10 protein-coding genes are annotated in these 11789 nt (G+C 53.8%); 3 read left to right on the top strand and 7 right to left on the bottom strand.

Features of this window, described 5'->3' with window-relative positions; translation table 11 throughout:
* Positions 1 to 524: 524 nt before the first annotated feature.
* The gene (locus IT775_RS20720; protein ID WP_212703157.1) at positions 525 to 1643 is read right to left on the bottom strand and encodes a hypothetical protein; all 1119 of its coding nucleotides are present in this window, start codon (positions 1641 to 1643) and stop codon (positions 525 to 527) included.
* 334 nt (positions 1644 to 1977) lie between these two features.
* Between IT775_RS20720 and IT775_RS20715 the strand changes: the two genes are divergently transcribed.
* From IT775_RS20715 to IT775_RS20705, 3 genes are all read left to right on the top strand, one after another.
* Positions 1978 to 3123, top strand: a complete 1146-nt coding sequence (locus IT775_RS20715; RefSeq protein WP_212703156.1) for a TIR domain-containing protein — start codon at positions 1978 to 1980, stop codon at positions 3121 to 3123.
* Between the two features lie 354 nt (positions 3124 to 3477).
* Positions 3478 to 3750 carry a hypothetical protein gene (locus tag IT775_RS20710; protein ID WP_212703155.1) on the top strand — a complete coding sequence of 91 codons (273 nt, stop codon included), beginning with the start codon at positions 3478 to 3480 and terminating at the stop codon, positions 3748 to 3750.
* 53 nt (positions 3751 to 3803) lie between these two features.
* Positions 3804 to 4685: a DUF7946 domain-containing protein gene (locus IT775_RS20705; RefSeq protein WP_212703154.1), complete on the top strand. Its 882-nt coding sequence runs from the start codon at positions 3804 to 3806 to the stop codon at positions 4683 to 4685.
* A 257-nt stretch (positions 4686 to 4942) separates the two neighbouring features.
* Here the strand turns inward: IT775_RS20705 and IT775_RS20700 are convergent, their stop codons facing one another.
* The 6 genes from IT775_RS20700 to IT775_RS20675 form a co-directional block, all read right to left on the bottom strand.
* Complete coding sequence (locus tag IT775_RS20700; RefSeq protein WP_212703153.1) at positions 4943 to 6094, bottom strand: hypothetical protein; 1152 nt, start codon at positions 6092 to 6094, stop codon at positions 4943 to 4945.
* A 182-nt stretch (positions 6095 to 6276) separates the two neighbouring features.
* On the bottom strand, positions 6277 to 6495 hold the full coding sequence (locus tag IT775_RS20695) for a hypothetical protein (RefSeq protein ID WP_212703152.1): 219 nt from the start codon (positions 6493 to 6495) through the stop codon (positions 6277 to 6279).
* 125 nt (positions 6496 to 6620) lie between these two features.
* Entirely contained in the window at positions 6621 to 6872 is a 252-nt protein-coding gene (locus IT775_RS20690) for a helix-turn-helix transcriptional regulator (protein WP_343231173.1), read from the bottom strand.
* Positions 6873 to 7121: 249 nt separating this feature from the next.
* Positions 7122 to 8309, bottom strand: a complete 1188-nt coding sequence (locus IT775_RS20685) for a site-specific integrase (protein ID WP_212703151.1) — start codon at positions 8307 to 8309, stop codon at positions 7122 to 7124.
* 454 nt (positions 8310 to 8763) lie between these two features.
* Positions 8764 to 9531, bottom strand: a complete 768-nt coding sequence (locus IT775_RS20680; RefSeq protein WP_212703150.1) for an AlbA family DNA-binding domain-containing protein — start codon at positions 9529 to 9531, stop codon at positions 8764 to 8766.
* Positions 9528 to 11435 carry a DUF262 domain-containing protein gene (locus IT775_RS20675; protein ID WP_212703149.1) on the bottom strand — a complete coding sequence of 636 codons (1908 nt, stop codon included), beginning with the start codon at positions 11433 to 11435 and terminating at the stop codon, positions 9528 to 9530. Before IT775_RS20675 ends, IT775_RS20680 begins: the two co-directional genes overlap by 4 nt.
* Between the last annotated feature and the right edge of the window lie 354 nt (positions 11436 to 11789).

Raw genomic sequence — 11789 nt, 5'->3', positions numbered from 1 at the left:
GGGGTGGAGCAGCCCGGTAGCTCGTCAGGCTCATAACCTGAAGGTCGCAGGTTCAAATCCTGCCCCCGCAACCAAAAATCTACATGCAATATCAATACGTTAGCGACCGCCCAAGGGCGGCCGTTCGCGTTGCGATCCCCGCGCTGGAAGCAACGTGGAAGCAAATGAAACGAACTGACGGCGTTGTTTTTGCGCAACACGGAAATGCCGGACTGGGGCAGGCACCAACGGCCCTGAGCGGACATTCACCGGCAATCGGTTCCGCTGCGTCGCGACCCATCATTCCGGACTTTCGCTGAGAGTACACGATCATTGGCCACTTGAAGGCCCGCAGCGCGGACAAAGTAGGCCTTGCCCGCTCGGAATGAAGCGATCAATCCTGATCAGAAAGCCATTGGTCTCAGTTGCACTGATCACCGATGTCTCTTCGAAGCCGCTGCATCGTGACTTGGAGCTCTTGGCCGATCCCATCGAGCTTGAAGGGCAGCCTGCCCTCAAGAGTAAGAGCATTGAGCTTAGTGGCTTTAGCCGACGACCCGTTTGAGCGTTCTCAGACCTGCCTGCCCCCGAAAGTGGGGTTTTCGGTAAACGATTAGGCCGTTGCGGGCGAGGAACAAGTGGCCGCGCACGTAATGCAGCGCCCTCGGTGACCCCGTCCCCTGCTTGGAGGGATTGGCCGGAACCCGGTCCTCCGGATTGCGCATGGAAACCAGGATCTCCTCCTTCAGGTGCATGGTCACGACGCTGATGCTCCGTTTCCCGGGCATCTCTACGACTTCTGTGCTCGCCTGCTTGCGCTTCTTGGTCGACCCGCTGTCTTTGCGCGGCACGATGACTGGCCTTGGCGTCTTCTCAGCATCATTCAACTCCAACACGGCCGCCATTGCAATCCCGGCCTGGAAGATGCCATTGACCTCGACCATGTAGTCCTCGAGCGGGTTGAGCCTGCCTTCATATTCCGTGTTACGGGCGGTATCGCTCATCTCGCCCCAGAAGCGCTTATCGACCTGGTAACGAGCCCAACGAGCCTCGACCTCTTTCTGTGTCAGGTCATTGGGCAGCGTTGCGTCGAACTCGTCCCGGGTCGTTCCCAGATCCTTGGCCATGTCGACCTGGATCTGCACAGAGGACGGCTGGAGAGACATCATGTCGACAACGAACTTGGCTTCGGCCGGAGACAAACCCTCCTTCCGAAGGTCGCGCTTGTCGTAGTTCAGTTGCATTCGGTTGATGGTCTGGATGACGCACCGCCCGTCCCCGAGAATGTCGAGTAGGCATCCTCGTCGTTTGATGATCCCGTAGTGCTGCGGCCGGTCCTGAATGTCTTCGGCATAGCCGAAGTCGAACTCGGGCATTGTTCTCTCAAGATCATCCTGACTGAATTCTATGAAAAGACGCCTAGGCTTCTTCGTAACATGACCAGCGATACCCAGGAGACCGCGCTCGTTATCCGTGCGAATGTCGGAGGCCGGGATCAAAGCGCTCTCGTCAAAGGAGAACAACTCGTAGTCGTCGAGGACGTGCCGAAAGAGACCGGCGGCTTGTTCCCAGCGGGATAGCAGACCCACCTGCGCCAGTGCGACGCGATTTCGTGATTTCGATCCCTCTTCGAGAAGGGAGAGCATGTGCTGCGCGAGATACATTTTTCTGCCTCAGGTGACTTGGCCCCGTAAAGTCTACGTTCGTTAGTTCGCCCAGTTTAGGTTTTGGTCCTCTACTGACCGTGGTGATACTCCCTCTGGGTGAACCCGTCGAGGCTCGTGTGGGATTTCTGTCGGCCCTTAGCGGACCTTGGAGATGGCGGCGATATGCTGCAGTGCGTTCCCTCGAAGCGGTCATTCATGCTTAGCGCAACTGCCTGCCTAATTTAGCGAAGGCAGAGAGGACAGACTTGCCGTTCGACTATTGCACTCACTTCTATTTTGCCTCCCTTTTGCCTAAGGTTGTATTGCGCGGTGATCGGTAAAAGGACCAGCAATGAAGATATTCCTTGGTTACGCTTCTGAACATCTCGAGACGGCGCGTAAAGTTTATTCCTTCTTAAAAAGTGTGAATGACGACGTCTGGTTCGACAAGGAAGCGCTCGTTGGTGGTGATGACTGGGACCGGGAACGGGCAGTAGCACAACAAACGGCTGACTTCGTCGTCCACTTAGTCTCCGCCGAAATATTCGAGCGACCTGGCGTGGTAAATCGAGAGATCAAACAGACGCTCAAGCTGGTCGAAGACCAACCTATCGGCGCTACCTACGTCGTATTTATGCGGCTGGATGACCTGCGAATGCCCGCAGAACTGATCCGCTTCCAATACATCGACTACTTCGAAGATTCATGGCGTGACCAGCTTGCGCAAGCCGTTGCGAAGCGGGCAGCACAACTAAGCCGCGCTGCCCCCAGTGCTGCGCCAGAGACGACGACGGTCATCGAAAAGGCCCGGGCAGTGGGTGGCACTGTCCAACCGTCGCGCGTCGAGTCCTCAGTTTCGACAGAGTTCTATAACGTTTCATCGGATCACATTCAGTATCCGGCTGATGGCGTCTATTGGGATTTTGTTAATGCTCGCCTTGCTTCGGAAGCCCTTGGTGGATTTGTCGGCGCAGTTGCCGACTTTAATCGGATGGGCGACCGCGATAAGGCGCAGGTTAAAGACTACAACGCCCCACATGAATGGGGATTCACGATGCAGGAGTTTTTCCGCCGTGGTGACTTCCTTTCAGTCCGATCATCACTCTACTGGTATGCGGGTGGCGCGCATCCTAACCATGGCATCACAACATTGAACTTTCTCGGGCCTGAATTCGGTTATTGTTCGATCAAAGACCTGCTCGATCACGACGACGAGAAAGCATTCCGGCTTGTAGAATATTGCAAGAAGGTCATTCTCGCGATGTTCGATGGTGAGGGGCTTGAGGACTTCATTTCGAATTCCTTTGAGGATCGGCAGTACACTTGGGATCTCGCATCGCAATATAACTTCGACGACCGCGGGCTGACGATCAATTTCAGTCCCTATGAGGTACTACCATACGCCTTCGGATCGCATGAGGTGTTCGTACCGTGGCGCTTCGCAACACCACTGCTCGGTGAGAAGTTTGTTCAGCTTGAGGATAAGTTGTCCGCTTGACGCTGTGGCTCCGACTTGGCCAGGAGGCGCAGTTGCCATCGGCCCAGAGCCGACCTTCGGCGTATCGACCGGGCACGGCGGCTCCTGCCCCTTTCCAGACATTCGCTATGACGGCCTCCGCTGCGTCTCGGCTTCTCCAAAGTGGCCGTTCGTTTCAGTTTGCAGCATGATGCAGACCCGGAAGGGCAGCTGTGCGGGGCTGACCTGCCACGGGTCTTTCATCCAGCCGCGACCGTAGCCCGGTTGTATGAAGACTGTAGCAGGTCATAAGCTTCTGACGTCGAAAAGAATTCTTGCCCACGAAGCCTCAGCCGGTCTAGGTTTTCCACCAGAGGTGGAGGCTCTGACCATTTTATGACCGAGGTATTGCCATGGGAATTTGACGCGCGCTCGGATCGACTGTTCATCCACTTCGATGTGGATGAACACTTCCTTAAGCTGCAGTGGGCATTTCAGGTGACTGATGGACGGCCTAAGAACCGCCGTGTGTTGCGTGTGCTAGAGTTCAATGGGGACAAGCTTGCGGAACCTTTGACGCCAGATGCAATTAAGGCGCTTCTTGGCGACTTCACGACAGCGGATGCGCCACGCGGGCAATCGTCACTCTTTGATGGCAACGAGAACTGAGAGGCCCGTTTTATGCGGGCCATATCAAGAACGGAAATTCCTAGGGTAGTGCATTGAGTCATTCAGAATCGATTTGGATCAACTACAAGCTCAAGTTCGAAGGGCGGGATGCTGAAAGGCATATGCTCGAAGCACATCCCGCCGGGCATAGCATCGAAGGTTTTTCTTGGGCGCTTGGCCTCACCCTCAATTACGGAATCACCGGACGGCTCCGATATTCTAGAGACCTTTCGAAGTCTGCAAAAATCTTCATTTCCCCACCGAAACAAGGGAGCCTATTCTATGACCTCAACATTCTAGTTCAGGAAAACCCGTTTCTAACAGTTGTTGTGGGCAGCTACGCAATGAACACTGTCACACCTTACATCAACGGGCTGATTGGATACGTTTTCAAGCAGGCAATGGGAATTGGCGAAGACTTTCCCGAAGGGGCAAAGAAATACCTCAAAAAGCTGAAGGGGGACGAACTGACTGCAATCAGTCAGAGAATTGAACCTCCCCTTACCCGGGCACATACCGCAATCGGTCGCACGGCAGATGAAATCATTCTTGACCGTAGCGGAGCTGAGATTGTCAAGCTGGACCAATACACCAAAGAGAACCTGAAAGCTCAGCCGGTCGGGACATACGACACGCTTGACAGCAATGTCACGTCCTTCAACATTCTCACCGGCAACGGGCGTCTCTACAGCCCGGAAACAGAAACGACCATCCCATTCGCCCTTCGCGACAACTACCGACACGGAACGACGACCTCCCTCATTGCAAGCATGGATCAATATTCCCTCGGACGTATGGGCACCATCCGAATAGTTGGCGAGCGCGTTGAAACCTCTGGCGGGCGGCTTGTAAAATACATCGTGGGATCAGCCGAAGAGATTCCGAAAGCGGACTGGGTGGATGGCGTTGATCCGATGCGTCAACGGCGACAGTAGTAGTTGATCAGTTTGAAGCTTAGACAGCTTATGGATGTCCTTGCCCCATGCCTATCATACTTCACCGACTACTAATCGCGACCTGAGACCCATTTCTTCCTCCAGTCTGACGTTTGGCTGAGCTTTTGGTTGATCTCTTGCTAAAGTCATAGAGGTCGGGGTGGCGCGCGACACAGGGTTGCCGGAGCGTGTCCGCTCCCTGCGCACTGCAGCCGTTCGTCGAGGATGCGGCGAACAGCTGCTCTCCGCCCATTCTGTCAGTCAGTCCACCTGTAGCGCGCGGCGGCCTTGCCAAGCCGTTCGGTCAGCGGCGTTGGATGTTCGTCGATATACCGCTGTAGCGCTTCGATGTGCCCGCCGAGGAAGTCCGTGAATTCGTCCGCGGTCACTCCGGACACCGCCGCCCGGGTTACGAGCAGTCCGGCAAGCTGAGCGTCGAGTTCTCGCATTTTCGCAACGCGGTTCGCTTCGGCCACATCACTGGGCCGGACGCCGGAGCAGTTCTCGTCAAGGTCATTGCCAACCACCATCTCGAACTGCCGCCACAGTTCGTGTTCAGGCCATCTGGCACGGTTCTGGTCTGCCGAGGGCGTACAGTAACGGATGCGCTTCACAGCGTCTGTGAAGGCGTCTCCGAGCATATCGCGAATGTCGGTCCAGTCGCGGAGTTGGAACTTGTCGCGGAGTTGTTTGGAACCAAGCCGCAGTTCGAACCGCCAGACCTGCGACGCATCGCGATCTTTCAAATCAAGCGGTGGGTTGCCTTGGGCAAGGCGCGCGGCGTTCCAGATTTCCAGCCAGCCGAGTTTGCCTTGCTGAATTACTTCGACGCGCTTGTCATAGATCGCCAGTTGCCGGTTTGCGATGGCCCCGGCGCGAAGGCCTTGCACACGCGATCCGGTCGAGACGGTCGCGGTTTCGTCTATGCCAGTGTATTCGGTGATCTTGGTGCCAGGTGGGGCTACTAAGGCTTCGCGGTCAGGTTCGAACCATGGCGCGAGGAAATCGACGGCAAAGTCGGCCCGCGTCACCCGCAACTGATTGTCGGCGTAGGGGATCGCCAGAGCGGCCATACAAGCGCGGAAATGGTCTTCGGCGACGCGCAAGCCGCCCGTGGCAAGTCCGAAGGCGCGGAAGTCGATAGTGATGGGCGGATTGTTCGGGATTGGGTCGTCAGAGTCTTGGAACAGCCAGACTGCGCCATGATCGCCCGTATGAGCGGTGAAACCCCGCGCGCCTTTACCGGTCACGTTGAACTTAACCGGGCCGCAATCCAACACGTATTCGGCGTTGTCGCGCTTGGCGCAGTGTTTCGCGTCCGCCAGGTCGGCGCGCAGGTTTGTCGGTATCTGCGCCTGAAGCGTGAATTTCAGACCATCAAAACCCGAATGCAGGATTTGTGCGTTCATATGCGCTGCTCTTCGCTTTCGTATTCGTGGAGGGGGGTGTTACATGTCCCCCCTCCTGCGCGGCACTCTGGCCGCTGGTTTCAATTGAGATGTGAGGGAAAAGGGCGGGGGCCATTGGCCCCCTTAGTGCCTCCGGCGGGGCAGCATTGGTTTTGGGGCCGGGCCATGGCCCGGCGCTGGTATCACCTGGCATTCATTTGACGGCCAATCCAGATTTCGGCGCGCTCCGCGCATTTGGCGAGATTGAGCAAGTCGCCTTGGTGGAAACTGCCGGTATTACGCCATTCGCCCGTATCGGTCTTGTAGGCGCGGGAAAGATCGACGGTGTAGAAGCCGTCATTGTCCCAAACGGTGGCCGTAATGAGGCCAATCTTGAATTTCTGTGCAGGCTGGTTCGCCATTGTTTTTGTCGCTTTCGGTTTGATCTGTGGAATGAGAAAGGGCGCGGGACCGTTTCGCCCGCGCCCCTGAGAGCCTTCCGGCCCCAAAATCCCGCACGGCGCTGCCAGCCCCGCACGGGCAAAACTCAGACGCCGCTCAGCGTGGTGCTTTTACGGCGGCGCTCGTCGCCCCAAGCGAGCAAGTCGCGACGGCGATAGCGGATCGAACGGCCCGATTTGTAGAATTTCGGCCCAAAGCCGGTGACGCGCCATTTCTGGATGGTGCGCACGCTTTGGCACAGGAAGTCGGCGGCCATGGTCTCGTCAATGAAGCCGTCCAGGTAGTCGTTGGCGACGGCGTTTTCCGCGCTGTTTTGGGTATCGATGTTTGCAAGCAATTGTTGAACTCCGTTTGTCTCTGATACCCTTACTTTCCCTTAATATTCAGATGGTTGTGAATGTTGATAAATCAGTACTTTTAGTGATTTTTCATGACTTTTCATATCTCGCATGAAGATAAATGCGCAGAAATCACGGCCTGTCAGGAAAATTCAGCATTGCTTCTAAGCAATCCGAATCAGTTCTTGAGCTCGGATTTTTGCTGATCTTTCGAGATCGCTTGGAAATGAAATTTCTGGATCGAAATATCACGAAATCACCTGAAATTTCCTGACCTGATTTTCCGGTATATTCAGTGACATTCCGAGCCTTTGCGCGTTTTCCTCTGCCGCGCGCCGGACAGGATCATCCGCCAGATGAGCATAGCGCATGGTGGTTTGCAGTTGGGTATGTCCCAAGAGCCGCCCGACCATCTGAATTGGCATTCCTGAGGAAACCGCATTTGACGCATAGGTGTGCCGAAGATCATGAATGCGCACATTGTGCAGACCGGCGCGCTCGCGGATGCGTCGCCAAGGGTGCTGTAAATCGGTGGCATATTTGCGCGGTAATTTACCCTCGATCACATAAGGATTGCCGGGGGTGCGGGGCAGGTTCGCCAGGACGTCCCGCGCTGGCTGGGGCAGGGGGATGCGCCGCGCGCCGGTCTTGCTGTCCGGCAGTTCCATGCCATGCGGGGTTATGTACTCCCATTTCAGAGTTTGGATTTCCCCAAGGCGGCAGCCGGTCAGGATCAGCAGCCGGAAGGCGGCGACCACAAAGGGCGTTTCGCTGCCTTCCCGTTCCACGTCGGCCAAGACTTGTCCCAACCGTTGTAGCTCATGCTGGCTGAGATAGCGCTCGCGTTTGATTTCCCGATATTTCGGCACATGGCGGCACGGGTTGGAGCCGTCCGGGCGCAGGCCCCAGACTTCGGCCAGATTGAACATCTTGGAAAGCACGCCAAGGGTTCGATTGGCTTGGTATGGTTTGCCCCGGAACTTGTGGTGCAGATCGGCAATGTCCTTGCGCTCCACGTCCACCACTTTGAAGCTCCCAAGCGCGGGAACAATGAACAGGTCGATTGCACGCCGATATTCCTTCTGCGTGGAGGGTTTGCAGCGTTCCTTTGCATGAGTGTCGAAGAACCGCTCGCAAAGCGCGGCAACGGTAGGGGCCTTTCGGTGCAGTGAGATTTCTTCGGCGGGATTTTCACCGCGTGCGACCTGGCCCATGATTTCCTTGGCGAGCTTGCGCGCCTCATCGACGGTAATCTTGCCATGCCGACCGACCGACACGCGCCGGGTTCTGCCTCCTTTCCGATATTGCGCCTGATAGGTCCGCGCACCGGAGGGCATGACGCGAACGCCGAACCCGGCAATTTGGCTGTCCCAGACAAAGTAATCCTTCGCCTCGGGACGCAGCGCTTCGACGGCGCGTTTGGTGAGTTTCGGCATCTGTTATCCTCTTTCTGCCCCGCTTCCGTGGAAGCATTGTGGAAGCAACTGGAAGCAAATTACGGGGTAAGAGGTAGAAGCCGGTAGAACGGTGCGTCAACGAAAAATAAGCGATAACAATAAGATAGGGTAGAGTGGCGAAGTTTGGCGCAAGTGGTGCAAGAGGCCCGGAGCGCTCTCATAACCTGAAGGTCGTAGGTTCAAATCCTACCCCCGCAACCAATAAAACAAGGCCTCAGAGCAACTGCCCGCTCGAGGCCTTTTTGTTTGTGTCCGGCAAGTGTCCGAGAAGGCGGTAGTCTTGGCGCGACCCGATGCTAACCCAAACGAACCCGGTGCACCTTTTTTGTGGGCCTCGCATAATGAACTCGCGCCACTCTCCTAGATTTGGCCACAGGGAAATTTGAGAAATCCAGGTGGTGCACTTTGGTGACCAAGCAACGGGCGCTGTCGCCTAAAGTTTACTGAGATTATAATATTGTTCGATTTTTTCGTAGGGAATCGGAAGTGCATGTGAACTGACGCGCAAATACAGTTGGCTTGGCTTCGAACTTTTGAGGAACGCGAGCTGCTTTCTGCTCGCCACAGAAAGCATGACGATATGCTTTCCGTCTATGTCCACGCAATCGATTTTCAAATGATAGAATATGTTGTCAGGTTCACGAAAATGCTGACTGACTATCTGTTTGAGGATCAGGTCCGCTTTGTCCCCAGGGCTGCCGCCTGAAGAAAAAGTAGAGAAGTCGTCTTCACAGCCACGTAAATCGCCGTCATCTGTAACGCCAAAAAGTATAGTTCCTCCTTCGGCGTTCAGGAACGCCGCTATCTCCTTTGCCACTTTCTCTTTCAAGGAATCATCGACGCACTCTTCAATAGAAATACCAGGGTTGAATTGTTTCTTTTTGGTACTGATAAAAATGCTGGACTTAAACTCTACACGAGGCCCTTCCCCCTGGTCTATCAGTTCAAGTACACGCGATGAAACTTGTGGTTGTGATAGCTTCTTTTTTAAGACTCTTTCGTCGTCCAGACCAAGGCGACCAATCGGAGGATCCGCATCAAGTTCAAAGTTATCCAAGACCTCTTGCAGCGCAGTTAGAGCTGTAAGCGGCTCAGAAAGTGAAAATCCATACTCGACTATGAGATCACGTAAAGTGCTGACAGTCGGTTCCGTTAGGGCTGCTAAGATCGTCGGGCTAACTTGAAGCATAGCGATGATCACACATAAAGTCTTCGATCTAACTCGTTAGAGATCAGTGCGGCGCGATGCTTCATGAAATTGCCTAGACCGTCAGCTCCTTGTTTAAGAAAACCAAGGCATTTCGCATCTACAAAGTACCTATCAAACTCATCGATTTGTTCGCTAGAATTTATACCTAGCTGATCTATCGCCATAGAAGGATTTTGAGCTTTCCACTTTAGGTTCGAGGACCGCGCCATCGGCATTAAATTAGCTGGGGAGTTGACCCACTCGTATTCAGAGATTTTCGGATCCAGATATTCTTTAGCCGCGCCAGTGCGATTGTTTGCGCACCAATCACGAGGGAAAATATGATGAAGTTGAGGCGTGTTATTCATATTCTGAATATCGAGAGAGAGGTCTACTACGTCTTTACGAGACTTCGTGTAAAGTAGAAGTAGCGCCGCTTTCCTAAGGGCTCCGGATAGAGAGCCATCCGAAACCGACCTGTCTATCTCATATTTCAGCCCTTCGGTTGGGATGAGTTTGTCGAGCCAAGTGTTGGCCACACTCTTCCAGTCTTCGAAGTTTGTACTTGAGTTCGATCCAAGAAAAGCTTTGAAGTCTGCAATGTCTCGTCCCACTTTTGTTAAGAAACCTTGATCGTAACGTGTGCTAAATGCATTTCGCCAGAAGAATGCTCTAAACAGATTGTCCAGGTGCTGTTGGTCCCAGTTTACCGACTTGGGAGCATCAAATTCCCTGTACCAGCGGAGTGCCATATAGATTGTAGCACTCGCTGGATAAGGGCATTGATTCATGCTGAAGCGGCCGCCGGATACGGCCTCCTGCATGTCTCCCAGGAACTTTGCTACGTCTTGTTTTCTATCGAAAAAGGTTTCCCACAGACGGTCTGGTACTGCCAAGAGGTCAGGTGACTTGATTGACGAAATTCGTGTTACCTTAGCGCCGGATACGCTTCTAGGTTCTGGCTTGTTGTCGAGCGCAACATGAATTGCCGCAGCGATCTGTGCAATTAGCTCGGGCCGCTCTTTGGAGGATGACCAGCCAACTGCGCCATCGTACTCGCCAAGTTCGTCGATTTCTTGCCTGAGTAGTATCGGTTGCGACCCGCGTCCAACGGTGTCGGCATACAGCCAGGAATGGATAAGGTCGACTGTAGATACCTTGGTTCCGGTTGTGTTGAGGGTTTCGAAAATTTCGCAAATTTCGCCAAGAGATTGACTCTTGGGGACAATATAAACGGCAAGTTTAGTGTTTATTATACCGTTGAAAGCCTTTTGGAGTACCTGGTACCTCCTCTGAATTTCTTCCTGAGGCGGTAGTTGCCCTGAAGGGTAGCATTCTGGATTTCCAATCTTTTGTGTATAATCCATCCAAACAGAATAAATTGAATCTGGATCATCTACCCATAAAGGAAAGAGACCTTTACCAATAGCCGTCGCCGGTATGTTTAAACCATCTTTCTGAATTTCTTTCTCAGATTTATAAAGGATACGATCCAGGGGGTCTTCCGCGGCTACATTCAAGAAATAACGACCGGAATGTTTGTATTTTCCGTCAATGGCGCGAAGCCCGCCAAAAGCGAGTGCAATTGCCGTGGACCTTTGCTTTCCATCTAATATTGCAAAAAAACGTCCGGTCCTGTCCTGATTGTTCCCAAAGTAACTAGGGCCGGTCCCCCCTAAGTCTTGCCTGTAATCAGGGATGGATAGGTGTTCTAACTGCAGATCGCTGGTATCTTCCTGCTCCCATAGAGTGATCATCCCTATTGGTTTGGAGTCTATGATGCTGTTTATCAGGCTAATTACAGCGGCGGAGTTCCAGACAAAGTCTCTTTGAAATTCAGGTGTTAAATATTCCCCAGATTTGAGGCGTTTCAATAGTGCAGGTACGTTTGTATCGAGAACTTGAATTTCAGACATTATAGCCTCCAGTTTCTCGCACTTAAGCAAGGAAGGGCGGCCTGTTCAACTCAGAATGTTGTCTTGCTGGTGCGGGTGCACGGTTTTGTAGTTCGGCAGCAGTTAAGCTTTTGGGGCTACTTATTGCAGCGCTGAACCGAGCAACTGATAGTAGACGCAAGGATACGGGGCAGTGTCTTGCGGCAGATGGGCAGAGGCATGGCAACCTACGATCAGCTTGGGTAGTTCTGTGTATGGCGATGCTACGGCTGCTGTCGGATTATGCTGATCTGAAGATGCTAGGGTCAGGACCCATTGATTTCCGCCGGGTGGCGTGATTCACCGTTCGAAAAACGAGCGGTAAAATGTCTGACC

It is taken from the genome of Thalassovita aquimarina, from assembly GCF_018219815.1.
GTDB lineage: Bacteria > Pseudomonadota > Alphaproteobacteria > Rhodobacterales > Rhodobacteraceae > Thalassobius > Thalassobius aquimarinus.
Note: the sequence above shows the minus strand (reverse complement) of the source record. Positions and strands in the feature narration are given on the sequence as shown.

Bases quoted from the DNA above. Each gene is read 5' to 3' on its own strand.
- IT775_RS20720 (WP_212703157.1), bottom strand. From the start codon at position 1,643: ATGTATCTCGCGCAGCACATGCTCTCCCTTCTCGAAGAGGGATCGAAA.
- IT775_RS20695 (WP_212703152.1), bottom strand. From the start codon at position 6,495: ATGGCGAACCAGCCTGCACAGAAATTCAAGATTGGCCTCATTACGGCC.
- IT775_RS20685 (WP_212703151.1), bottom strand. From the start codon at position 8,309: ATGCCGAAACTCACCAAACGCGCCGTCGAAGCGCTGCGTCCCGAGGCG.
- IT775_RS20700 (WP_212703153.1), bottom strand. From the start codon at position 6,094: ATGAACGCACAAATCCTGCATTCGGGTTTTGATGGTCTGAAATTCACG.
- IT775_RS20715 (WP_212703156.1), top strand. From the start codon at position 1,978: ATGAAGATATTCCTTGGTTACGCTTCTGAACATCTCGAGACGGCGCGT.
- IT775_RS20710 (WP_212703155.1), top strand. From the start codon at position 3,478: ATGACCGAGGTATTGCCATGGGAATTTGACGCGCGCTCGGATCGACTG.
- IT775_RS20675 (WP_212703149.1), bottom strand. From the start codon at position 11,435: ATGTCTGAAATTCAAGTTCTCGATACAAACGTACCTGCACTATTGAAA.